Origin of the sequence: Chryseobacterium sp. HMWF035, assembly GCF_003094695.1 — a bacterium.
GTDB classification, from domain to species: domain Bacteria; phylum Bacteroidota; class Bacteroidia; order Flavobacteriales; family Weeksellaceae; genus Chryseobacterium; species Chryseobacterium gambrini.
This window is the reverse complement of record NZ_QEHP01000080.1, coordinates 1-22,299: the sequence shown is the minus strand read 5'-3', so window position 1 is coordinate 22,299 and position 22,299 is coordinate 1. Positions and strand designations below refer to the sequence as shown.

Genomic DNA, 22,299 nt, shown 5'->3' with positions numbered 1-22,299 from the left:
CGTAACGCAGAAAGAATTTTCGGTAACGCCAAACTATCCGAGATTTTTGAGAGAAGGTGATGAACTGAATCTCCAGTCCAAACTATCGAACTTAACGAACAAAAAATTAAACGGTTCGGCAAGCTTACAGATTCTGGATGCGTTCACCAATGAAGATATTTCGTCTCAGTTTGGTTTAAATTCAAGCATTCAGAACTTTGAATTAAATGAAAACGGAAACTCCGCTTTGACATGGAAAATAAAAGTGCCAAACAATGTTTCATCCATTATTTTAAAAGTGGTGGCAAAAGCAGGACAATATTCCGATGGAGAACAGAAAGCTGTTGCGGTTCTACCGAACAGAATGCTCGTAACAGACGCGGTTCCTGTTTTTGTAAAACAAGGCGAAACCAAAACATTTGAACTGGAAAACCTTAAAAATGCAACTTCCACCACGATTTCCAATGTCTCCAATACGCTGGAACTTACGACCAACCCAATCTGGGAGATCATGTTTGCGCTTCCGAGCCTGAAAAATGATCAGAACAATTCAGCAGATGTCATTTTTAACAAATGGTTTGCGGATGTTTTGGCATCAGAAATCTTTAAAGCCAATCCGAAACTGAAAACTGTTTTCGAAGAATACCAGAATAAAGGATTATTGAATTCCAATCTTGAAAAAAATCAGGAACTGAAACAGTTGTTGTTGGAAGAAACACCGTGGGTTCTGGAAAGCAAAAATGAAGAAGAACAAATGGCGAAACTGGCTTTGCTGTTCGATGTCAATTCAATGAAAAATTCCATTCATCAGGATTGGGAAGATTTAGAGAAACTGCAGAATCCGGATGGAGGATTTTCGTGGTATAAAGGTTATCCGAGTTCGTATTCCACATCATTGTACATTCTTAAAAATTTAGGAAAAATCAATGTCTGGCTGAAAGATAATGTAAAAGATTACCAAAGTACTGAAGAAAATGAAATGGTTTCCAACCTGATCAAATACGTAGATAATGAAATTGAAAAATACACTTCGACTTCGCTCAGTGCGGGAAAAGAAAATGTAATCAATAACTGGACTTTAGACTATCTCGACACCCGAAATTACTGGGAAAAACAGTATCCGTTAAAAGGAAAAGGAGCGACTTTAAAATCCTTGGTAAAACAGAAAGTAAAGACGATGAAAATTACAGATTTTACCTTTTTCGGACTGCATCGTACCGCTTTACTGATGAATGATTATGGATTAAAAGAAGGTTCGGATAAACTTTTAAATTACCTGAAAGAAACTTCCGTAGATTCAAAAACGCAGGGTGTTTACTGGAAACAGAATCTTGATGACTGGGGCTGGTTCAGCTCGAAAGTGGTGAATCATGCAGGAGCTTTGGAAGTATTTAATAAACTGAAACCAAACGATCAGAAATTCATTGAAGATTTGAAAATCTGGCTGATTACGCAGAAAGAAGTGAATTCATGGGGGAACTCAAGAGGAACTTCAGAAGTTATTTTTACGATTTTAAATTCAGGAAAATCATGGACGACTGCGGAAAGTGACAAGGCGACCATTATTTGGGGCGGAAAAGAACTTCAGCCACAGACTCAGGCAACAGGTTATGTGAAATCTACGGTAAAATCTGATCTTTTGGATAAAAGTTTAGCCAGCGTTACCGTCAAAAAACCGGGCGCAGGAATTGTACAGGGAGGTTTGTTCTGGCAGTATTACGAAGATCTGGATAAGATAAAATCCTCTGAAAATTACCTGTCCGTCACCAAAGAACTGTACAGAAAAATAAAAACCGTGAATGGGGAAGAATTGCAGAAAATCACTCCGGAAACTCCGTTAAAAGTAGGCGATAAAGTGACGGTACGAATGATTTTAAATACCGACCGACCGATGGAATTCATCCACATCAAAGACATGAGAGCAGCAGGATTTGAGCCTTTGGATGTACTTTCGGGGTATCAGTGGAAGAATAATTTAGGATATTATCAGTCGACCAAAGATGCTTCCACAAATTTCTATATTGAACAGATGCCGAAAGGAAAGTATGTTTTTGAGTACGATTACGTTGCCAATGCATCCGGAAGATTCTCAAACGGAATTACCACGATCCAGAATTATTACGCACCACAGATGAATGCGCATACGAAAGGTGATGTCGTAGAGATTAAGAGCAACTAAATAAATAAAAGCACCGCAAATCCTAGGATTTGCGGTGTTCTTATTTTGAAACCTCTTATATAAAACAACGGTTTAGCGTACAGTCATTTTAAATGTTTTTAAGGATTGGCGTGAAGAAGAAATTTCAATAATATAATTTCCTTTTTTCAGGATATTCTGCATATTAAAATGTTGGGAATATGCATTGCTGAGTTTTTGTGCCGTAATCATTCTTCCCGCCATATCATAAATTTTTATACTGCATTCTGCTTTGGTAAGATCTTTTCCGCGAAGAGAGAAATTTCCATTATTAGGATTATCAAACAGAACGAGGTCAGACAACGCTGCATTTTCAGAAGTACCCAGACTTTTATTGTCAAATCTTGCGATAAATGATGTTAAACCGATGGTATTGGCAGGATTTCGTACGGGCATCCATGAACCTTCCGTGCTGTATCCGGTATTGGAATTTGTGCTTCCGAATAAGTACAGCGAATTATCCTTGAAAGCTACATTAATCGGTACAACGAAGGTAGGAAAATCTGAAGTGCCTCCATAATAAGAACTCCATACAAGGTTTCCTGAAGAGTTGAATTTTGCGAAATATAAGTTAACGGAATTTGAATTATTCTGTTGCGGTGCTACCTGATAACTTCCCGTTGTGGCAATATTGCTTCCTGAACCAATTGTATTACCGGTAATGTAAATATCATTTCCGTTTACGGCAATTACTTTATCAAATTCATTCATATCTTCCGCCGAAGATCCAAAGTAGGTACTCCATTCCCGATCGCCGGATAAAGAGAATTTTGAAAGAAAAATATCCGAACCTCCTGTTACATACTGTTTATAGCTTGTAGGTGTTCCAAAGAAGCTTGCATTATCATAATTGTAGTCTGTTCCGGTGATATAGATCCCGGTTTCGTTTACCGCAATGTCCGCGAGAGAAAAATAGTTCACTGATTCTGAAGGACCGTAATAAGTACCCCATTCTCTTGTTCCGTTCGTAGCATTCATTTTGGTAATAGAGCTTGCTGTAACAGAAGTTTGAAACGCTCCCGGAGTAGCGGTCGTATTCAGTGCAGGGTTGATGTTTTTACCGGAAATGATATACAGAGAACCATTGTAATATTTCATGGCAGGTCCTATACCGAAAGGCGTGTAGGTTCCCCAGATTCTTTGTCCGCTGGGAGAGAGTTTCAGCAAGTAATCATTTGGAGTCGGATCTCCGGAAGAGCTTAATACCAGATCAAAGTTTTCCTGCAGTACACCAGCTGTAGATACATTGTTGTTTATGGTTGTCCTGCCGGAAATATACAGGTTATCGGCTTCATCAAATTCGATATTTATGGCGCGATTAGAGGTTGGTAAATAACTTGCCCATAGAAGTGTTCCTGAAGGAGAATATTTTACCAGAATAGTTTTCATCGTGGAAGATGGTTGAGGATCATTAGTAAGGTAAACTCCCGCTGTTGGCAAAATGGCAGGTGCTGTAGAATGGAGAATATAATATTTGTTATCCTGGCTGTCGATATTTTCCAGAAGAAAGTTGTTGAGAGAATTGTGATATCCGTAATACGAAAGTACTCCCATAGACGAAATTTTAGCCTCAAATAAATTGTATCCCTGTTGCTGACTATTATATGGGTTGCCACCACCTAATAAAAACTGATTAAAATATGCTGCTCCGTAACTGAACGTATTTGATACATGTCCTCTCATATGCATATTTCTTTGAGAGTCAAAAAGAATTCCTTTATTTGCAAAGATACCTTCAGGCGTACCGCCGTTTGCTCCGAAGTAAGTTCCCCATGTTCTTTCATACTCAAAATTATTCTGAGAAAAAAGATGACCTGAAAACAATGTAAAAAGTAAAAAAGTGTAGATTTTCATATTTTTTGTTATTAGCCAAAACGGCGTTTTCTTATAAAGCAGATACATCCTCTGATAGAAGAACTGATTTCGCTTAAGCATAGTTTCCCGTAAGAAAACGGATAATGAAAATAATTTTCTTTTGCTTAAGCCGCAACCATCAATCAGAATATGATGCAGAAACGTGTTTTTACAGTTATTAATTTTTATTTGCGATGAAGATATGAAAATTAAATAATGTTTATTCAATGTTTTGTGATAAAAATAAGATAAATGTATTATTTTAATAAAAAATGTAAATTTAGTGTAAATGTTTTCGTTAGACTAAATGAATCTATCGTTTTAAACTTAACATAATATTTAAAATTAAACAATTGTTTAATTTGGAACGGTTTTTGTCCTGAATGAACTTACAAAATAAATACAAGACTTATGAAATTTTCAAAGACAATTATTTCAGGATTAATGCTCTTTGCAGCAGTGAATGCATTTGCACAAAAGAAAACAGAAAAATTCGAGAAGTTACAGATCGAAATGTTCCCAAAAGCGAAAGAAGGTTTTAAGCAGGTTTATGTACAGCTTCCGGTTGCTAAAAATGAAAATGACCTTAAAGTGGAATTTTTTGTAGGAACAGAAAAAATGCTCGACTGCAACAGACACTTTTTAATCGGAAAAGTAAATACGCAGGATCTTCAGGGATGGGGCTACAATTATTACGAAGTAGAATCCAAAGGAGAAACCGGAGGAACTTTAATGGCTTGCCCGGATCAGAAACTGACGAAAAAATTTGTTTACATCCAGCCGGAAACCGTAAGATACAACAGCAAACTGCCACTCGTTTTCTACATTCCGAAAGATATGGAAGTCCGCTACAGAGTTCTTCGTCCCGATGCGATGAAGAAAGCTGTTCAGAGATAATTTAAGTTAATTTAAATATGAATTCTCTGCTGTTGGCGGGGAATTTTTATTTAGGCTTGCCATCTATTTCCGATTCTCACAATCCAACCTTCAGTAATTTTGATAAAAATATAGGTTTCTCCAATTATTAAGCTGTCAAAAGTTAAAATGTATGTATCTTTTTTATCATCACATTTGAAAATTTTTCTGTAATTGCAATAATTAATACCATAATTATATTTTAAATAATTAGAATACTCCTTAGAAGTCAGAAATATGGTTTTCTCTCCATAGGTATCCATCCGCCTGATGTTTTCATCATTTGTAACAATAACTTTAAATTCTAATAAATCCAATAAACTTTTTTCTCGTGGTTTAAATTCAGATTTCTGCTTTTCTATCTGAGTTTGTATATCATCGTGAACTGTTTTTAAATCGGTGATAAATTCATCCATTCGTACTGTAGAATTATTTGTCAGTAATGGATAATCTCCGAATCTTAATATTTCTACGAGCTTTGTAAAATCGTTGTTAAGGCTTTTATATCGGGGATTTTCGTCGTCAAAATCCATAATGCCGTCTTTATCTGTGTCTGCTGATAAAGGATTCGTAAAATAGACAAATTTTTCTTCAAGATCGTTAATGCCATCATCATCAGAATCTTTAATAATTTCTTTTAAATTTAAAGTTATTAAAGCGTTGTTTTCAATTGTTTCATATGTCGGAAGGGGACTTGATGGAAACAAAGGTTCTTTAATCATTCTCACAATATCTGCTTCAATCTGTATGCTGTTTTTATTTTTCCATAAAGGATACTTAGAATTTGTTTTGAATAAATAATTAGCACTTTTCTCCAAGCCAGTATAATAGTTTTTCCAGCTTTTCCCTTCATCATAAGAAATTCTAAGATAATATTTTGGATGATAAACATTACGGGTCTGATATAAGACAGCTATAGCACCATGGAGTTTACCTGTCTTGATAATTACGGGTTTCGGAATATCTCCAAATTTTTTTGAATATTCAAGTCTTTCAATAGAGTCCCGAATTTTATAAGAAACATAAGCCGTATCAGGAACGATTTTGCTTATCTCATTACTGATTTTAAGCTCCAAAGAATCGACAATATCCTGCGATTTTGAATAATTTTTTAAATATTTAACTGAAATGTAATCATACTTGGGCTTCAAAGCTTCTTTTTTGGAAATCGTCTTAAACTTATGTTTTGCGTAAAAAGCGTTAATACTGTCTTCGGATTTTTTTAAAAGATCACATTTGCATATTTCCATTTCCTGTGCATGGTAAAAAGAACAAATGAAAAGTAATAAAAAGGTAACAGAATTTTTCAAGATTATAGTTTTATTTTGGTTAACGGTTTCTCTAAACATTTATTATCACAAATTCTGAATATCAGTTTTTGAATTTTTAAATTATAAAAAAAATCTGATCAAAACCCATTATCCTAAACTTAAATTTATTCGATTAATAATTTGATTTATAATGGATTGTATTCTTTTTGTTAAATGATGAAAAAAGGATCGGAAAAAACTGATATATTTGTTTTTTAACAATTAAATTAAACTATGGAAAACGTTTTTGATGCAAAAGATGCTCAAAATTACATTGATAGGATTAATAATCTTACGCCGGAAACCAAAGGTTTGTGGGGGAAAATGTCTGTAGATCAGATGTTGGCGCATTGTAATGTGTCTTACGAAATGGTTTACGAACCGGAAAAGCATAAAAAGCCGGGAGCTATTGCAAAATTCATCCTTAAATCTTTTGTAAAATCTAAAGTTGTCGGTGAAAAAGCATATCCGCAGAACGGACCCACAGCGCCTCAGTTTATTATTTCGGATCATAAAAACTTTGAAGAAGAGAAAAAAAGACTCATCGGTTTTATCCAGAAAACACAGCAATTGGGAGCTTCTGCTTTTGACGGGAAAGAATCTTTTTCTTTCGGGAAACTGAAAGCACAGGAATGGAACAATATGTTTGCAAAACATTTGAATCATCATCTTGCACAATTCGGCGTTTAAAAAAACTAAAAACAATATGAAAAAACTTTTATTACTTTTTGTACTTCTTTCCAATTTCATCTTTGCACAGATGCCCGATATTTCCAATGTCTGGCTGAATAACAGCAAAGCGTACACAGGAACTATCGGAAATAAAAATCAGGAAATCAAACTGAAAATCAATATTTCCGAGCAGAACAAGAAAAATGATCAGGAATATTTTGTTTCGGGATATACTCTCGTTGATAAGACCTATGCTAAATTCGAAGGCAAATTCATTATTACCAAATATAAGGATGCCAAAAAAAGAGGAACCGTTTTCGGGGAATACGAACTGGCGGAAGAAAACAAAGGAAAGCATTCCGGAATTCTGAAAGGTAAATTCATCTATACTTTTAAATGGAATAAAGATGCTGAAAAAGTGGAATCTCAGTATATCGAACTCATCGGCGACTGGAAGAGCTACGACGGAACGCTTGATTTTAAAACAAGAATTAATAATCAGTAATCATCATGTTAAGAAGAATTTTAGCGGTAATCGCAGGAATGATCGCCGGATCAATCGGAGTCTGGCTGATGGAAAGACTTGGTCATGCGCTGTATCCTTTTCCGGCGGGTTTAAGACCGGATGATCTGGAAGGTTTCAGAGCGTATGTGGAAAATTTACCGTTTATGGGAAAATTTATCGTGATTCTCGGTTATGCTTTGGGAGCTTTGCTTGCAGGATTTATTTCCACTAAAGTTGCCAACAACGGAAAACCGACTTCTGCAATCATCTGTGGAGTTATTTTCACTTTTTTTACCATTTACAATATGGTGATGCTTCCGACTCCTTTCTGGTTCTGGGTTTTGGGAATTGCAGTATGGGGATTGGTTCTGGCAGGGTATAAATTGGCATTAAACAATAAACAAGTATGAATTTAGGCGCTTTTTCAATCAGTCTCAGCGTAAAAGATCTTCAGAAGTCTAAAGATTTTTACGAAAAATTAGGCTTCAGCCAGATGGCGGGAAATATCGATCACAACTATCTTATCATGAAAAACGGAGATCATATCATCGGACTTTTTCAGGCAATGTTCGATGGGAATATGCTTACTTTCAATCCGGGATGGGATCAGAATGCACAGAATCTTGAATCTTTTGACGATGTTCGGGAAATCCAGAAAAGATTAAAAGAACAGGGTTTGGAATTACAGAAGGAAGCCGATGAAAATACTTCCGGTCCTGAACATATTTACCTGAAAGATCCCGACGGAAATATGATCCTGATCGATCAGCACAGATAAGGTTTATTCTTTTTAATACCATCACAAAAGAGCAGAATCAAAGGTTTTTTAATAACTAAATTGTTCTTTTTATCAGGTTTGAAAATCATTTTAAACTTTTATGTGATAAAAAGTTCAAACGGAATTATTATTTAAAAAGTTTGTTTAAATTCATTTTAAATTTAACCGCAAAAGAGACAAAAGACTTTATTGAATTTATTTAAAGTATTTCAAAAGTCTGCAAAGAGAAAAAATCTTTGATTTTTTTAACTTACGTGCTCTTTTTTCCATTTAACTATTAAACTTAAAAAACTAAAGTGTCAAAATCTTTTGCGATAAAAAAGCTTAAACAAGTTAAAAATTAAAACTAAACTATAAAAAAAGACACATCTATGGCAACAGTAAACGTTTACCTAACATTTAACGGAAATTGCAGACAAGCATTCGATTTTTACAAATCTGTTTTCGGCGGAGAATATCCTTACATCGGAACATTCGGAGAAATGCCTCCAATGGAAGGTCAGGAAACAAAAGAAGAAGACAGAGACAAGATTATGCACGTTTCGCTTCCGATTTCTAAAGAAACGATTTTAATGGGAAGTGATGCAGGTTGTGATCACGCTGCTCATCTGGTGATGGGAAATAACTTTTCAATTTCCATTAATGCAGAATCCAGAGAAGAAGCGGACAAATTATTTGCGGGACTTTCCGAAGGCGGAAAGGTTACCATGCCCATGTCCGATACATTTTGGGGAGCTTATTTCGGAATGTTTGCCGATCAATTCGGGATCAACTGGATGGTAAATTACGATGATCCTGCAAAAATGCAGCAGCATCCTTAGAATGGTAGTAGAACCTTAAAACTGACGAATTTTTGTCAGTTTTTTTATCTTCTGTTCATAAACCAACATAACTTCTACAGTCTCATTTTATAATTATCGACATTTTTTCATTTTAAACTAATTTCAGAATTAACCACAAAAGGCACAAAAGACAATGTTAAAGCGAATTTCATTAATAATCAAAGCGCTCAAAAGAATAAAAATCAAAGATTTTTAAAACTATTGTGAACTTTTTCATTTACAATGATAAGCTCTAAATAAAAATTTAGTCATCTTTTGTGACTTTTGCGGTTAAATAAAAAGTTAAGGCAGCATAAAATATGCAGTTTGTTATTATTGATTTAAAATATTAAATTTGTTGAAAACGATAGATAATAGTAATATAACTGTATGAGGAATATTTTAAAAAAGGCTGTTTTGGGAATTTTTACGTTGGGAGCAACTTTTTCACAGGCTCAGAAAAGCGATTTGGGAGCGTGGTATATGTATTTCGGAAACAATAAAATCAGTAAAAAACTGAACTTTCACAACGAAATCCAGTACAGAAATTTCGACGGAATAGGAGACTTGGAACAACTGTTAATCCGCACCGGAATCGGCTACGATCTTACCGAAAACAATAACAATGTTTTGTTAGGATACGGTTTTATTCTAAGTCAGCCTTACGTGAAAGGAGAAAAAACAGAAAATATAGAGCACAGGATTTTCCAGCAGTATATTACAAGGCAGAAATTCGGACGTTTTAATATTCAGCATCGTTATCGTCTGGAAGAACGATTTCTGGAAGATGATTTCAGGATGAGGTTCCGTTATTTTTTAGGATTTAATATTCCGATCAATAACAAGGAAATGCTGCCCAAAACATTCTATGCATCGGCTTATAATGAAATTTTTCTTCATTTCGACAGTCCTGTTTTCGACAGAAACAGAGTCTACGGCGCTTTAGGATATGTCATTAATAAAAATATGAGAATTGAAGCGGGATATATGAACCAGATTCAGGAAAACAGAAACCGCGGACAAATCCAGATCGGATTTTACAACAACATTCCGTTTACAAAAAATTAAAAATAAATCCTAAATTTAAATCCGTCATTTCATTATATTGAATTCATTTTAAAAAATTAAACCAAAAATAAAACACTTATGCACGCAGGAAAAAGATTTGGAGCCATAGAATTTATACTCTGGACCAAGAGAAGCATCATTATTTTAGCTGTTTTATCGGCAATTCCTACCACGATGTATTTTTTAGGATGGAAGTTTATCTCCTTTCCGTGGCAGCCGATTGCCATTATGGGAACAGCCGTTGCCTTTATTGTAGGTTTCAAAAACAATGCAAGTTACAGCCGTCTTTGGGAAGCCAGACAAATTTATGGAGCCATTATTAACGACAGCCGGAGTTTCGGATATATTCTGAGAGATTCTTTGCGCGGGAAAAATCCTCAGAAAGTAAAAACAATGTTCGAGCGTCATTATGCATGGCTTACCGCTCTTCGTTTTCAGCTTCGTGAGCCGAGAGTCTGGGAAAATGTCAATACCCCTCAGTTTGACGAATATGCCAAAAATTATGAGATTTCAGAAAGAATTTCAAAGCTGGATGATGAACTGAAAAATTATCTTTCGGATGATGAACTGAAGTATATTTTAAGCAAAAAGAACAGAGCGACACAACTAATGGCATTTCAGAGTAAAGAACTGTCTGAAGCGTATGCAAATGGTGAAATTAATGATTTTCATTGGACGCAGATCAATCAGCAGTTGGTGAAATTTACAGACAGTCAGGGAAAAGCGGAAAGAATTAAAAACTTTCCTTATCCGAGAAATTTTTCGTCTATAACCACCTATCTTTTGTTGCTGTTTATCATCTTCGTACCTTTCGGACTTCTGAAAGAATTTGATAAATTAGGAGAAGAAACTTCTTTTGAAGGTTTTACAATATGGTTCAATATTCCTTTCTCGCTTTTGGTAACGTGGTGTTTTCATACGCTGGATAATGTGGGAGAGGCTTCCGTAAATCCTTTTGAGGGAAGCGCAAACGATGTTCCGATCACGCAGATCAGCCGAACCATTGAAATTGATATGAGAGATATGCTGGACGAAACCCATCTTCCTCCTGCCATTGTTCCTAAGAATAATATTGTGTTGTAAGAGCATTTTTAAAGCTTAATTTACTAAAATCTTAAACGTTAAGGTGAATTGAATATCTCATTAAGTCTTTTTACGTTCCGTTTAAGTCTTATTGCATTCTGTTTAGGTGTTTTTACCAAAGTTTTAAGTCTTTCAGTGAAATTTTTAGATGATTAGGCAAAAAAAATAGCTTTTTTTATTAAAAATTTAGCTCTTGAAGCAGAGATTTTTTAAATGGGTAGACCCGTCAGCCAAAACACTTGGATAGATAAAAATAAAATAGGCTGACCTTTATTGGTCAGCCTATTTTTATTCTAATTCAATAGGATTATAAGATTTAGCTTTAGCTTTTTCAAATCCGGATGATCCGGGTGATCCTTTCTATGATATCGTCTTTGATGACGGTAAAATTTATTTGGCAGACGACAGTAAAGTTGATGATTCTAGTGGAGGAGATGTTGAAATTCTTCGTGAATATCATCTGGAAATGTTTGATTTTGATAAAAAGGCAGAAATCATTAAGTATCAGACAACTTGAAACAATAAATTTACTCATGTTTTAATTTGATTCTAACAGCTTTTTATTGTTTTCGCGTTCCAGAATCAGCCATGTTGCATCCAGCATTTTGATGAGGTGCAAATACGGATCTGCCAAATTGCGCTCCGGTGCACTATTGAAAGTTCCTAGAGAGAAATATACGATTTCCGAGAGAAACTCTTCGAATTCCTCAACACGATATTTTTTAAAAGCTTTCCGGAAAACTTTTACCGGATTGTGATATTCTTTTATCGACAACGATCCTTGCAACATCGGGTTTTTGTCTTCTGAAAGCGGATGAATTAACCATTTTTCGCTTTTGCTTCTAAGGCAATATCCTGCCCGAATAAACGACCGGAGCGACTGATGAAAATAAAAGATAAGGGAAGGTTCTTCCAGAATCCGCTTTTTGGGCTTTGCTGCGTATTGCATAATGAGATTGAGTCGTTCTTTGGCAGTTACCAGATCATGAAACTGGAAAAATACTTCCATGAGCGGAAGTGGAGAATGTTTCTTTTCACCGCACCAAAAACGAGATTCAAAGTCTATAATTATCTTTTTCATACGAATACTATTTTGTGTTTTTATTGTTTTTTGGTTAGCCAGATCTAAACTATTTTGCAAATGGAATATAAAGTTATTGCGATTCGGATTTCAATCCGAATTATTTTACAGAATAACGCTTTTATTTGTTTTCATGGAAACAGCAAATAGAAAGATCGTTGAGTTTATAAGGGATAAGTGGGTTATTCCTATGAACAACAACAGTCAATTTGCTAATGAAAACAACATTGATGAAAAAACTGTAAGAAGAATCCGGGAAGACGAAAAATATCAAATAAGTTTAATTACTGTTATGAGAATATGTGAAGCCCAAAACATTAAATTATCTAAATTCTTTGAAATGGCTGGATTATAAAAAAAATATTAAAAATTCTGATGCGGGTTGGGATTTTTTTCTTTTGAATATATTAAAAAAAGGAACCGTGTTTTAATTATTGCAGGATTTTAAGTTTATATTGAAGTGAAGGGAAATTGATGAGAGTCCATTTTTGGGTATAATCTGATTTCATAAATTCTTTAGTTTCCGAATTACAATTTAAATTTATAACCTTTTTAGCCAAAGTAATTTCTTTATCTCGTATGTAAAAAAGAATAAAAAATCCGTTTTCAGGATATACAATCGCCTTTGGTAATACAATTTCAAAAGATCCAGTCTCTATATCACTAATATTTTTTTCAAACTTTAAAAGTTCAGTATCATCTTTAGGAAAACCGTTTCTATTTTCATAAATGAATATTTCTAATATACCATTTTCTAATAATATTTTTCTTGGGAAAACGGTTATGGATTTCAAATAGGATTTTTTGTTAAAATGCTTTGGAATAAAAACAGCTTTCTTTATATTAGAAAATATAGAGCAAACATACCTCGACTTCTTTTTATTCTTTACAGATATTTCTTCTCTACTATTATTTACAATATTAACAGCTTCAATTTCCTGAACCTTATCAAATAAGATCATACTGTCTTTTTCTAAGGTAAAATCATATATCTTATTTTCATACAATATTTTATCATTAGATTTATACTGATACTTTTGAAAATTATTTTTATTGAGCGAAACTTTGTGTGAGGAATTTACAATAAATACAGAATCAATTTGTTTACCATCAGAAAATCTGAAGATTGTTTGAGTTTTGTAAAAAACCAAAGAGAATAAAATAATAGTAAAAAGAAACCGTGTTTTAATTATTGTAGGATTTTAAGTTTATATAAAATACCTTGTGATTCATCTTTTTTCCATCCTCCATAATATGTGGGATTATAGTAATATACATTTGATTCTTTTGTTGTCTTAAAACTTAAAGCAAAAACATTATTTTTATTGTATTGAAAATGAAAAACGATAAAAAAACCATTCTTAGGGTATTTTATTATTCTTGGAAGTGTTATAAGCCAAGTTCCTGTTTTTATCTTTTTCACATCTTCATCAAATGATAAGATGGGATTTTTTTCATCAGGATCACCATTAATATTTGGTAAAATTTCTATCTTCATCTTCCCAGACTCTAAGACCTCTTTATTCTTCATCACAGGAAAAACTGATATTGATTTTACATATGTAACTTTATCTTCGGTATTAATCTGTACAGAAGTCCCCATCTGATAATTAGAATTTAGAGCATAAAAAACGTTTTGCTGATTTGTCTTTTTTACAGTTTTTTCTGTTTTATTATTAAAGTTTAAAATTTCTACTTCTTCAATCTCTTTTACTTTGTCAAAAACAACAAGTGTGTCGTTATTTACTGCAAAATCAACGACTTTATTATTATATAAAATCTGAGTCCCTTCTTTAAACTGAAAATTTTTTAGATCCGATGAAGTAAGAAACTCATTTTTTTTATCATTTTTTATTACAATTGATTCTACAGTTTTACCATCAGAAAATCGGATAATTGTTTGAGCTTCTGCATAAATAAGATTCAAAAAAACAATCCCAAAATAATATTTTAATGCCATTTATTGAAGAACTTTCAATTGATAGTAATAACTGTTAAAGCTAAGTTTTTTCCATCCTTCATTTGGATAAAACATGTACATTGGCGATTCATCATTTATATTTAATGCTACGGTATGTTTCTTGTCACTTTTCAGATAAAAAACTATAAAGAAGCCTTCTTTTGGATATTGAATAATTTGAGGTAAAGTAATTTCCCATTTTTGACTTAAAGACCATTTATTGTTTTCTATTTCAGGAATTTTTTTTTCAAATGATAATAATTCCGCGCTATCATCGGGAAGACCATTACTGTTTTTTAACAATTGTATCTGTAATGTGCCTTCAAAATCTTCTTCACCCTGAAGACTCGCTCTCTGTAGAACAGTAAACGATTTTATAAACGTCTTTTTAGTAGTATTAATTTTTATAAAAGTCCCAATCCTGTTATTAGCAAAAATTTCTGCTGAAGCATTTTTCTTTTTACTTCGAACGGTTTTCTCTATTTTATTATGAATGTCTAAAATTTCTACTTCTTCAATTTCTTTTACTTTATCAAAAAAAAATAGAGTATCATTACTAATTGCAAATTCAACAGCTTTATCATTATAGAGAATTTTATCCCAATTTTTAAAGACAGTCGTTTTAAAATTTTCCTTATCTAAAATTTTTTTTTCTTTATTATTTACAAGTACAACGGATTCAAATTCCTTATAATCAGAATTTCTTAGAATCTTTTGTGCAAAACTTCTATTAATTAATATCAGAAAAGAAAAGAGCAGAGCTCTTTTCCAAAAATTACAATTTATATTGCTCATTATAAATTATTTACAAGGGCCTGTTTGCTCAGTTGCAGTATCAAAACCTACCCACATAACATAGTATGTATTATGATATGTACAGGTGCATTGAGCGACACCATCTGGTTGTTGACCAGTATCTGCCGGATGACAATTATCAACATAAGTGTAAGTAGATGAAGCCCAACCCCAAAATCTTCTGTCATTGGAAGAATCTCCATCCGTTGCAGATGCTAATGTAAACACAGATGCTAAAGCTAAAGCACCAATCAAAATTTTCTTTTTCATGTAATTGAATTTTTAAAGTTAATAAATATTTTTAAAAAAGTGATTGTTTTTAAATCACGTTGCCAAGATATAATCTTTTCCCTTTCTGTACAACAACCGCCAGTTATAAAATCGATAACCGTTGGTTATAATTTTAAAAAACATTACTTTAGCATTTAAATCTTGAATGTATGAGTTTAGAAACAAAGCTTCGAAAGCTAAGAGAACAGAAAGGCTGGTCGCAAATGGATATCGCACATCAGCTTGATATTTCCCAGCCTGCTTATAATAAATGGGAAACAGGACAAGCTAAACCCACTTTGCAAAACCTACAGAAAATTGCAGAAATTTTTGAAGTGGATTTCTTTGATTTGATTCAGGAACAAATTCCAAGTATAGATTTTTCAAATTCAACGTTTGAAAGCAATTCGAATAGTCCTATTTTTGTTATTGAATCAACAAATAATACAATTAGTTATGATTCACCTGAATTGATTACTAAAATTTTAGAAAATCAGGAGCAAATGGCAAAAATAATAGAAAATCAAAGTAAACTTATCGAAAGCTTGTTAAAAAAATAATTTCAGAAAGTTTAAATACTATAAACCTCTGAGGTTATTATAAATAACAAATAGTCTTACTTTCTTTCATCATTTTTGCATTCAAACATTAAAAAACAGAAATATGAGTCAACCAATTATTGTAGAGCAGAAAATAAATGCTCCGGTTTATAAAGTCTGGAGAGCATTAACCGATAAAACTGAAATGCAGTCGTGGTATTTCGATATTTTTGATTTTGAATTGCAAACCGGCAAAATATTCAACTTTTATGAACCGGGGGAAGAGAAAAAGTATCATCATCAGGGAGAAATTTTAGAAATTGTTCCCAATGAAAAACTGAAATATTCCTGGGCTTATCTCGAATTTTCCGAAAAAAAAACAATCGTAACCTGGGAATTGAAACCCGATGAAAACGGAACTTTAGTAAAGCTTATTCATGAAGATATTGATTATTTTAACGATCTGGGCGAACATTTTTCAAGAGAATCTTTTACTGAGGGCTGGAACGGAATTTTGAAGGAAAGTTTGAAACCATATCTGGAAAACTGATCTCAATTCGTGAATTAAAATATAAATGATGGCAAAATTCAATTCCCTTCGTCCTGTTTTATGGACGGAACAATTCGATGAAACAATCGGTTTTTATACGCAGATTCTTGGTTTTACCTTACAGAAAAGAAACGACGACTGGCAATGGGCTTCTTTACAGAAAGATGAGGTAGAGATCATGCTTACTAAACCGAATCAGCATGAGAAATTCAACGGAATAGGGTTTACAGGTTCGTTTTATTTTAACATAGAAAATGCAGATGAATTATGGGACGAACTGAAAGACAAAACAAAAATCTGCTACGAAATAGAAACGTTCGACTGGGAAATGAGGGAGTTTGCGATCTACGATAACAACGGTTACATATTACAATTTGGTCAAGATCTTCATGAAATTAGTTCAGAGGAATAAATTTTGCTAATTTTGGGGAAATTATTTTAGAAATCAATGAAAAAAAATATAATAGCAGGTTTTGCAGCGATTTTGTTGTTGGCTTCATGTAAAGATGATAAAAAAGTACTCGATTCTTTGGCAGATTACAACAACTCGATGATGGAAAAAGGATACCATTTCGGAGATAAACTGGATTTGCCGAAAGAAGTAACCGAAGATGCAGAAACCATTTCGATCAGTTTCGGAGATAAAGAAACATCCGGTCTTACAATAGATCCTAAATTCTTTACATTAGGCGACAATGCTGTTACTTTTAATATCAAAACAAAAGGCGGCGAAACATTAACGCAGGACGCAACCATTAATGTTTTTGCCAAAAATCCTGAGCAGAAAATCAATTATGAGATCATCGCCGAATATCCTCACGATCCGAAAAATTTCGTGCAGGGTTTCCAGATTGAAGGCAACACGATTTATGAAAGCGACGGACAGAACGGTTCTTCACAGATTTTAAAATATACTTTAGGCACTACAACACCTTTGGCTTCGACCAAACAGGCTCAGGAAGATTTTTCTGAAGGAAGTACTATTGTTGGCGATAAAGTTTATCAGTTGACATGGCAGAGTAAAAAAGGATACATTTACGATAAAAGTTCTTTAAAATTAATCAAAGAATTTGCCTATCCTAATGTTTTGGGTGAAGGTTGGGGATTAACGTACGATGGTAAAAACCTAATTGCTTCAGATGGAAGTAAATTATTGTATTTCCTAGATCTAAATAACCCTTCAAAAATGGTAAAATACATTGCCGTTGCAGGAAGTTCCCAAGCTTACGACCAATTGAATGAACTGGAATTCCATAACGGATTTATTTACGCCAATGTTTGGCAGAAACCGATCATTCTTAAAATTAATCCTGCAAACGGAGAAGTGGTGGGAACTTTTGATTTTACCGAAATTGCCAAGCAGAATACCAAAGGAAGTGACGACGTACTGAACGGAATTGCCTTCAAAGGAGACAATATGTTGGTAACCGGTAAAAACTGGTCTAAAATTTACGAAGTGGCGATCAAATAATTGTCGAACCTTTTGTTTTCTAATTAAATAAAACTTAAAGTGAAGAAAAGCCTGATCGCAGGTTTTGCAGCAGCTTTGCTGTTAATGTCCTGTAAAAACGATAAAAAAATCCTTGATTCTTTAGCGGATTATAACAATTCGATGGAGCAGAAGGGATATCATTTTGGTGACAAACTGAATCTTCCGCAGGAAGTTACAGAAAACGCAGAAAGTATTTCCATAAGTTTCGGAGATAAAGAAACCTTAGATTTAACCATTGATCCGAAGTTTTTTGCGTATGGCGATAATGAGGTGACCTTCAATATTAAAACGAAGGGCGGAGATATTTTAAATCAGGACGCCACCATCAATGTTTTTACAAAAAATCCTGAAGCCAGTATTCCTTTTGAAATTGTAGCAGAATATCCTCATGATCCGAACAATTTTGTGGAAGGTTTTCTTATGGAAGGAAATACGATTTATGAAAGTGACGGGCTGGAAAAAGCTTCACAATTAATAAAATATACTTTGGGAAGTACAACTCCGGCGCAGACTGAAAAACAGCCAGCCGATATTTTTTCCGAAGGAATTGCCATTGTCGGAGATAAAATTTATCAGTTGACCTATCAAAATAAAATCGGATTTGTTTACGATAAAAATACGTTAAAGAAAATCTCGGAATTTCCTTTGCCGAATGAATTCGGGGAAGGTTGGGGATTAACGTATGACGGGAAAAATCTTATTGCAGACACCGGTTCGAATAAACTGTATTTTCTGGATGTAAATAATCCTTCCAAAGTGGTGAAAACTGTTTCTGTGGGTGGAAATAAAGAAATTTACAATCAAATCAACGAGCTGGAATATCACAACGGATTTATTTATGCCAATATTTGGCATCAGCCTTATATTTTAAAGATCAATCCTCAAACCGGAGAAACCGTAGGGAAATTTGATTTTACAAAGATCACGGAAGAATATACTCAGAATAACAGCGAACACGCTCTTAACGGAATCGCCTTCAAAGGAGATCATATGTTGGTAACAGGTAAAAACTGGTCGAAAATATATGAAGTTGCGATTAAATAAGTTAAAATGAACCGCAATTTCTGTTGAAATAAATAAAAGCAGTAAATTGGTGGCGTTCCTTTCCGGAGCGCTATCTTAGTAAAAGAATTTGAAATTATTATCCTTCATATTTGCATTGGTTTTCTGTTCGTTATTCGCGCAGAAAGCTCTTCCTTTAGACACGCTGAAACTGAAGGAAGCAAAAGATATGCTTGCCGACGACTACGGAAATCTGTACATCTATAAAAACAAAGATTTCAGCTTTACAAAGTACGATTCGCTCGGGAAGCAGATCGGGAAAATGATGCTTACGGTTCCTTATAAAGTACAGACGGTACAAAACCCGCTAAGTGTGCCTTTGTTTTCTGAGAATGCTCAGGAAATGAAATTTGTAGACCAGAATCTGAACGAAATCCAAAAGGTCGATTTTAAACAGAAATTCGGTTTTATCAAAATGGCATATGCGGAAGACCTACAGCAGCTATGGCTTCTGGACGACAGTACAAAACGTCTGATCCAGTACAATTTCAGAAATGAAACGACCATCAATTCTTATCCTTTCGATGCGAGCATTGACGATTTAATGGATATTCTGGTGTACGAAAATAAAGTGTATGTTTTAACAAGAAAATACATCCGCGTTTATTCTTTAAAGTTTGAAAAGCTGTTTGAAGCCCCTTTGGAAAACGGAAAACGTTTCAGACGGGAGAATGAATTTATATTGGTGATCACCAATAATTCTATATTAAAGTACATTCCGGAAAAAGAAATGGTGGAAATCTTTGAAGATCCGGATGCGCAGATTGTGGATAAAAATACGCTGTCTTATTTTGAAATAAAAGCCAACAAACTTTATCTTTACAACCTGGAAAATAACAAAGAAGCCAAACCACAAACGGAGCCTGATCCCAAGCAGAAAGCAACAGAGCAGGATGTAGAAAAATCGGCTGAGAAAACAGCAGAACCAAACAGTGCTGAAGGAAAACTTGAAAAGAAAACTCAGGAAATTGAAAGTAAAAATCCCGCGGAAAGTTCTCTCCAGAGACTTATTGAGGATACTTCGGAAATTCAGGCTGCCGGAATTTAGATCTTTATAAAATTTAAAAAAATATACTAAGGAAAATATGCACATTGCAGTTACAGGAAATATTGGAGCAGGAAAAACCACATTAACCACAATGCTTTCTAAGCATTACGGTTGGGATGCCCAGTTTGAAGATGTAGATCATAATCCTTATCTGGAGGATTTTTACGCAGATATGAGCAAGTGGAGTTTCGCGCTTCAGATCTATTTTTTAGGAAGCAGATTCAGACAGGTGAAAGAGATCAGAGAGAGCGGGAAAAATATTATTCAGGATCGTACGATTTATGAAGATGCACACATTTTTGCTGAAAACCTGAACGATATGAATCTTCTTTCGGACCGTGATTTTAAAAACTACGAATCTGTTTTCAATCTGATGAAATCTTTCGTTTCTGCGCCGGATTTATTAATTTACCTTAAATCTGACGTACCGAATCTGGTAAAGAAAATTTACAAAAGAGGAAGAGAATATGAAGCATCCATCAGCATCGAATATCTTTCAAAACTGAATCAGAAATACGAAAAATGGATCTCCAATTATACGGAAGGCAAACTTTTGATTATTGAAGTGGATGATCTTGATTTTGTAGAAAAGCCTGAAGATTTCGGATTTATTTTAGAGAAAATCGAAGCCGAACTAAACGGTTTGTTTTAACAAAGTTTTATCATACATTAAAGCAGTAATCGTTTTATTTCTTTCTAAATTTGCTAAAGAAACAGTTAATTTTTAAATATAAATAATCATGTTGGTGAAGGTTTTACATAATGGAAATTGTTCAAAATCGAATGCGGTTTTAGAATACCTCGACGAAAACGGAGTTCCGTTTGAGATCATCAACATCGTTGAAGATCCGTTGAGTGAGCTGGAAATTAAAACTGTTTTAAAAAAGCTGAATCAGAGTGTTTTTCACATCATCAGAAAAACCGATAAATTGTATCTGGAAAATTTCGCAGACAAAAATTTATCTGAAGAAGAATGGATCAAAATTCTGGCTGAAAATCCGTCCCTGATCCAAAGACCGATCATCATTAAAGGTTCGGTAGCAATGCTCGGAAGACCGATTGAAAACGTAAAGTATTTTATTGAGAAATAAATAAATTCATTGATAATTTAAACTAAAAAAGTCAGCCGTAAAGCTGACTTTTTCGTTTTTATAATAGGATGACACCTTCTATTTTTGCGACTTCCTGATAAATATTGACAACCTGATCTGCATCCAAAACGAATGCGTTGATATTGCAGGCCGTATATTTTCCGTTTTTACTTTCGCGGTTTCCCAGTGTAAATTTGATCCCGTCGAAAACTTTATAAATCTCCGTAAGTTTTGCCTGATCTGTCGGAATAATAAATTTAAATAAATAATCTTCCGGAAAATCGTGGTGACCTTCCAGTTTCTCCCTCAAAGAATTGTAAAAATCTTCGGGACTTGCGTGTTGATTTCCTTGTAATATATCCATCTGCTTTTTAAAATCTACATAAATATAATTAAAATTTTTCTATTTTCCAAGCGGTCCCAGAAGCGACTTGGAGTTTTGGATCTCATAATCTTCGATGATGTTGAAAATCCCGTTCACAAGCTGTTCGGAAGCCAGTTGGCTCAATCCTCCCGAATTTACAGAAGTTTTATTACCTCCTAAAAGACTGCCCAATAAATTGCTGCCTGATAAAGCGGTGTTGATGCTTTTTACAATACCGTATTGATTAAGCTGTTCTTCCACTTTCGGGGTAATTGCGGCAATAAGCTGCTGAGAGGTTTTTTCTTTCAGAATTAAAGTTGCCGTTCCCTTTTCTCCCTGAATAATTCTTGTGACATCATTTGCATTAAGGCTGTTAACAGCATTCACAAGGATTGGTTTTGAAATGTTTACGGTGTAAACTGCCGCATCTGCAATATAAGCTCTTTCTTTTGCAACCAGAGAAGGAGCAATTTTTTCCAGCATTGAGTTGATGTCTCTAAGCTGCTTCGGAAGAGCTTTATCCACCATATTGTTCTGCAGAAAAGCATCTCTGTTGCTGTATACATTAACTCCTTTATCGATTCCGTTTAAAAGAAGTCTTTTAATAATTGATAATCCAAGATCAGACGTAGCGAGAGTCGTACAAGACTGCATTGTTGTATTGATAACTGCTCCGGTTCCTGTCATAAGAGCCGCTGCGATGATATATTTTTTCATTGATATTGATTAAACGTTAATGATTGTCAAATACTGAACCAAATTTATAACAGTAGAATTAGTTTAACAAATTTTATATCCATATTTATTGTCATACTATTACTTTATGTAAAAAGTATATTTTGTGGAGTTATCATTCTTAAAGTAC

27 protein-coding genes and 1 pseudogene are annotated in these 22,299 nt (G+C 34.0%); 19 read left to right on the top strand and 9 right to left on the bottom strand.

The annotated features are described in order from the left end of the window. Positions 1 to 2,158, top strand: a pseudogene (locus DD829_RS24125) (hypothetical protein); the annotation flags it as partial. A gap of 72 nt (positions 2,159 to 2,230) precedes the next feature. On the opposite strand, the gene DD829_RS12320 reads toward DD829_RS24125, so the two are convergent. Next, positions 2,231 to 4,030: a T9SS type A sorting domain-containing protein gene (locus DD829_RS12320; protein WP_165796770.1), complete on the bottom strand. Its 1,800-nt coding sequence runs from the start codon at positions 4,028 to 4,030 to the stop codon at positions 2,231 to 2,233. 411 nt (positions 4,031 to 4,441) lie between these two features. Between DD829_RS12320 and eco the strand changes: the two genes are divergently transcribed. Next, complete coding sequence (eco, locus tag DD829_RS12315; RefSeq protein ID WP_116547795.1) at positions 4,442 to 4,927, top strand: serine protease inhibitor ecotin; 486 nt, start codon at positions 4,442 to 4,444, stop codon at positions 4,925 to 4,927. Positions 4,928 to 4,977: 50 nt separating this feature from the next. Here the strand turns inward: eco and DD829_RS12310 are convergent, their stop codons facing one another. Next, entirely contained in the window at positions 4,978 to 6,195 is a 1,218-nt protein-coding gene (locus DD829_RS12310) for a hypothetical protein (RefSeq protein ID WP_194294696.1), read from the bottom strand. A gap of 294 nt (positions 6,196 to 6,489) precedes the next feature. On the opposite strand from DD829_RS12310, the gene DD829_RS12305 reads away from it, so the two are divergent. The 8 genes from DD829_RS12305 to DD829_RS24345 all read left to right on the top strand — a co-directional run bounded on the left by DD829_RS12305 (position 6,490) and on the right by DD829_RS24345 (position 11,699). After that, entirely contained in the window at positions 6,490 to 6,945 is a 456-nt protein-coding gene (locus DD829_RS12305) for a DUF1569 domain-containing protein (protein WP_087706241.1), read from the top strand. 16 nt (positions 6,946 to 6,961) lie between these two features. Next, entirely contained in the window at positions 6,962 to 7,432 is a 471-nt protein-coding gene (locus DD829_RS12300; RefSeq protein WP_108411202.1) for a hypothetical protein, read from the top strand. A gap of 5 nt (positions 7,433 to 7,437) precedes the next feature. Then, on the top strand, positions 7,438 to 7,842 hold the full coding sequence (locus DD829_RS12295) for a hypothetical protein (protein ID WP_108411201.1): 405 nt from the start codon (positions 7,438 to 7,440) through the stop codon (positions 7,840 to 7,842). Further along, positions 7,839 to 8,210 (top strand): VOC family protein, encoded by a 372-nt coding sequence (locus DD829_RS12290; protein WP_108411200.1) that lies wholly within the window; start codon positions 7,839 to 7,841, stop codon positions 8,208 to 8,210. Before DD829_RS12295 ends, DD829_RS12290 begins: the two co-directional genes overlap by 4 nt. A 371-nt stretch (positions 8,211 to 8,581) precedes the next feature. After that, positions 8,582 to 9,031, top strand: coding sequence for a VOC family protein (locus DD829_RS12285; RefSeq protein WP_076394435.1), 450 nt, complete (start codon positions 8,582 to 8,584; stop codon positions 9,029 to 9,031). A 390-nt stretch (positions 9,032 to 9,421) separates the two neighbouring features. Continuing rightward, positions 9,422 to 10,099, top strand: coding sequence for a DUF2490 domain-containing protein (locus DD829_RS12280; protein WP_108410483.1), 678 nt, complete (start codon positions 9,422 to 9,424; stop codon positions 10,097 to 10,099). Positions 10,100 to 10,177: 78 nt separating this feature from the next. Beyond that, positions 10,178 to 11,182, top strand: a complete 1,005-nt coding sequence (locus tag DD829_RS12275) for a bestrophin family protein (RefSeq protein WP_108410484.1) — start codon at positions 10,178 to 10,180, stop codon at positions 11,180 to 11,182. Positions 11,183 to 11,576: 394 nt separating this feature from the next. Further along, the gene (locus tag DD829_RS24345; protein WP_262497961.1) at positions 11,577 to 11,699 is read left to right on the top strand and encodes a hypothetical protein; all 123 of its coding nucleotides are present in this window, start codon (positions 11,577 to 11,579) and stop codon (positions 11,697 to 11,699) included. A gap of 21 nt (positions 11,700 to 11,720) precedes the next feature. On the opposite strand, the gene DD829_RS12270 is transcribed toward DD829_RS24345, so the two are convergent. Continuing rightward, entirely contained in the window at positions 11,721 to 12,263 is a 543-nt protein-coding gene (locus DD829_RS12270; protein ID WP_123906852.1) for a hypothetical protein, read from the bottom strand. Positions 12,264 to 12,396: 133 nt separating this feature from the next. Here DD829_RS12270 and DD829_RS12265 point away from each other — a divergent pair, with 133 nt between their 5' ends. Continuing rightward, on the top strand, positions 12,397 to 12,618 hold the full coding sequence (locus DD829_RS12265) for a helix-turn-helix domain-containing protein (protein ID WP_076394701.1): 222 nt from the start codon (positions 12,397 to 12,399) through the stop codon (positions 12,616 to 12,618). Between the two features lie 76 nt (positions 12,619 to 12,694). On the opposite strand, the gene DD829_RS12260 is transcribed toward DD829_RS12265, so the two are convergent. The 4 genes from DD829_RS12260 to DD829_RS12245 all read right to left on the bottom strand — a co-directional run bounded on the left by DD829_RS12260 (position 12,695) and on the right by DD829_RS12245 (position 15,288). Further along, on the bottom strand, positions 12,695 to 13,270 hold the full coding sequence (locus DD829_RS12260; protein WP_194294695.1) for a hypothetical protein: 576 nt from the start codon (positions 13,268 to 13,270) through the stop codon (positions 12,695 to 12,697). Positions 13,271 to 13,452: 182 nt separating this feature from the next. Continuing rightward, positions 13,453 to 14,223, bottom strand: coding sequence for a hypothetical protein (locus DD829_RS12255; protein WP_116547792.1), 771 nt, complete (start codon positions 14,221 to 14,223; stop codon positions 13,453 to 13,455). After that, entirely contained in the window at positions 14,224 to 15,018 is a 795-nt protein-coding gene (locus tag DD829_RS12250; RefSeq protein ID WP_116547791.1) for a hypothetical protein, read from the bottom strand. 6 nt (positions 15,019 to 15,024) lie between these two features. Continuing rightward, positions 15,025 to 15,288 carry a hypothetical protein gene (locus DD829_RS12245; protein ID WP_116547790.1) on the bottom strand — a complete coding sequence of 88 codons (264 nt, stop codon included), beginning with the start codon at positions 15,286 to 15,288 and terminating at the stop codon, positions 15,025 to 15,027. Positions 15,289 to 15,458: 170 nt separating this feature from the next. Here DD829_RS12245 and DD829_RS12240 point away from each other — a divergent pair, with 170 nt between their 5' ends. The 8 genes from DD829_RS12240 (at position 15,459) to DD829_RS12205 (ending at position 21,070) form a co-directional block, all read left to right on the top strand. Beyond that, a complete protein-coding gene (locus DD829_RS12240) occupies positions 15,459 to 15,848 on the top strand; it encodes a helix-turn-helix domain-containing protein (protein ID WP_116547789.1) in 390 nt (129 codons plus the stop codon). A gap of 103 nt (positions 15,849 to 15,951) precedes the next feature. Continuing rightward, positions 15,952 to 16,377, top strand: a complete 426-nt coding sequence (locus DD829_RS12235) for an SRPBCC domain-containing protein (protein WP_108411405.1) — start codon at positions 15,952 to 15,954, stop codon at positions 16,375 to 16,377. Positions 16,378 to 16,405: 28 nt separating this feature from the next. Beyond that, the gene (locus DD829_RS12230; RefSeq protein ID WP_317048569.1) at positions 16,406 to 16,789 is read left to right on the top strand and encodes a VOC family protein; all 384 of its coding nucleotides are present in this window, start codon (positions 16,406 to 16,408) and stop codon (positions 16,787 to 16,789) included. 36 nt (positions 16,790 to 16,825) lie between these two features. Beyond that, the gene (locus DD829_RS12225; RefSeq protein WP_108411403.1) at positions 16,826 to 17,848 is read left to right on the top strand and encodes a glutaminyl-peptide cyclotransferase; all 1,023 of its coding nucleotides are present in this window, start codon (positions 16,826 to 16,828) and stop codon (positions 17,846 to 17,848) included. 39 nt (positions 17,849 to 17,887) lie between these two features. Continuing rightward, positions 17,888 to 18,913 carry a glutaminyl-peptide cyclotransferase gene (locus DD829_RS12220; protein ID WP_108411402.1) on the top strand — a complete coding sequence of 342 codons (1,026 nt, stop codon included), beginning with the start codon at positions 17,888 to 17,890 and terminating at the stop codon, positions 18,911 to 18,913. An 88-nt stretch (positions 18,914 to 19,001) separates the two neighbouring features. Then, complete coding sequence (locus tag DD829_RS12215; RefSeq protein WP_108411401.1) at positions 19,002 to 19,979, top strand: hypothetical protein; 978 nt, start codon at positions 19,002 to 19,004, stop codon at positions 19,977 to 19,979. Between the two features lie 37 nt (positions 19,980 to 20,016). Next, positions 20,017 to 20,631 carry a deoxynucleoside kinase gene (locus DD829_RS12210; protein WP_076394463.1) on the top strand — a complete coding sequence of 205 codons (615 nt, stop codon included), beginning with the start codon at positions 20,017 to 20,019 and terminating at the stop codon, positions 20,629 to 20,631. An 88-nt stretch (positions 20,632 to 20,719) separates the two neighbouring features. After that, entirely contained in the window at positions 20,720 to 21,070 is a 351-nt protein-coding gene (locus tag DD829_RS12205; RefSeq protein WP_116547788.1) for an ArsC/Spx/MgsR family protein, read from the top strand. Between the two features lie 58 nt (positions 21,071 to 21,128). On the opposite strand, the gene DD829_RS12200 is transcribed toward DD829_RS12205, so the two are convergent. Both DD829_RS12200 and DD829_RS12195 read right to left on the bottom strand, forming a co-directional pair. Then, positions 21,129 to 21,434 (bottom strand): DUF493 family protein, encoded by a 306-nt coding sequence (locus DD829_RS12200; RefSeq protein WP_076394467.1) that lies wholly within the window; start codon positions 21,432 to 21,434, stop codon positions 21,129 to 21,131. A gap of 39 nt (positions 21,435 to 21,473) precedes the next feature. Beyond that, a complete protein-coding gene (locus tag DD829_RS12195) occupies positions 21,474 to 22,151 on the bottom strand; it encodes a DUF4197 family protein (RefSeq protein WP_108411263.1) in 678 nt (225 codons plus the stop codon). Positions 22,152 to 22,299 lie beyond the last annotated feature (148 nt).

Excerpts from the sequence above, each read along its gene's own strand:
- DD829_RS12320 (WP_165796770.1), bottom strand. The coding sequence starts at position 4,030 with ATGAAAATCTACACTTTTTTACTTTTTACATTGTTTTCAGGTCATCTT.
- eco (WP_116547795.1), top strand. The coding sequence starts at position 4,442 with ATGAAATTTTCAAAGACAATTATTTCAGGATTAATGCTCTTTGCAGCA.
- DD829_RS12310 (WP_194294696.1), bottom strand. The coding sequence starts at position 6,195 with ATGGAAATATGCAAATGTGATCTTTTAAAAAAATCCGAAGACAGTATT.
- DD829_RS12305 (WP_087706241.1), top strand. The coding sequence starts at position 6,490 with ATGGAAAACGTTTTTGATGCAAAAGATGCTCAAAATTACATTGATAGG.
- DD829_RS12300 (WP_108411202.1), top strand. The coding sequence starts at position 6,962 with ATGAAAAAACTTTTATTACTTTTTGTACTTCTTTCCAATTTCATCTTT.
- DD829_RS12295 (WP_108411201.1), top strand. The coding sequence starts at position 7,438 with ATGTTAAGAAGAATTTTAGCGGTAATCGCAGGAATGATCGCCGGATCA.
- DD829_RS12290 (WP_108411200.1), top strand. The coding sequence starts at position 7,839 with ATGAATTTAGGCGCTTTTTCAATCAGTCTCAGCGTAAAAGATCTTCAG.
- DD829_RS12285 (WP_076394435.1), top strand. The coding sequence starts at position 8,582 with ATGGCAACAGTAAACGTTTACCTAACATTTAACGGAAATTGCAGACAA.
- DD829_RS12280 (WP_108410483.1), top strand. The coding sequence starts at position 9,422 with ATGAGGAATATTTTAAAAAAGGCTGTTTTGGGAATTTTTACGTTGGGA.
- DD829_RS12275 (WP_108410484.1), top strand. The coding sequence starts at position 10,178 with ATGCACGCAGGAAAAAGATTTGGAGCCATAGAATTTATACTCTGGACC.
- DD829_RS12270 (WP_123906852.1), bottom strand. The coding sequence starts at position 12,263 with ATGAAAAAGATAATTATAGACTTTGAATCTCGTTTTTGGTGCGGTGAA.
- DD829_RS12265 (WP_076394701.1), top strand. The coding sequence starts at position 12,397 with ATGGAAACAGCAAATAGAAAGATCGTTGAGTTTATAAGGGATAAGTGG.
- DD829_RS12255 (WP_116547792.1), bottom strand. The coding sequence starts at position 14,223 with ATGGCATTAAAATATTATTTTGGGATTGTTTTTTTGAATCTTATTTAT.
- DD829_RS12250 (WP_116547791.1), bottom strand. The coding sequence starts at position 15,018 with ATGAGCAATATAAATTGTAATTTTTGGAAAAGAGCTCTGCTCTTTTCT.
- DD829_RS12245 (WP_116547790.1), bottom strand. The coding sequence starts at position 15,288 with ATGAAAAAGAAAATTTTGATTGGTGCTTTAGCTTTAGCATCTGTGTTT.
- DD829_RS12240 (WP_116547789.1), top strand. The coding sequence starts at position 15,459 with ATGAGTTTAGAAACAAAGCTTCGAAAGCTAAGAGAACAGAAAGGCTGG.
- DD829_RS12235 (WP_108411405.1), top strand. The coding sequence starts at position 15,952 with ATGAGTCAACCAATTATTGTAGAGCAGAAAATAAATGCTCCGGTTTAT.
- DD829_RS12230 (WP_317048569.1), top strand. The coding sequence starts at position 16,406 with ATGGCAAAATTCAATTCCCTTCGTCCTGTTTTATGGACGGAACAATTC.
- DD829_RS12225 (WP_108411403.1), top strand. The coding sequence starts at position 16,826 with ATGAAAAAAAATATAATAGCAGGTTTTGCAGCGATTTTGTTGTTGGCT.
- DD829_RS12210 (WP_076394463.1), top strand. The coding sequence starts at position 20,017 with ATGCACATTGCAGTTACAGGAAATATTGGAGCAGGAAAAACCACATTA.
- DD829_RS12205 (WP_116547788.1), top strand. The coding sequence starts at position 20,720 with ATGTTGGTGAAGGTTTTACATAATGGAAATTGTTCAAAATCGAATGCG.
- DD829_RS12200 (WP_076394467.1), bottom strand. The coding sequence starts at position 21,434 with ATGGATATATTACAAGGAAATCAACACGCAAGTCCCGAAGATTTTTAC.
- DD829_RS12195 (WP_108411263.1), bottom strand. The coding sequence starts at position 22,151 with ATGAAAAAATATATCATCGCAGCGGCTCTTATGACAGGAACCGGAGCA.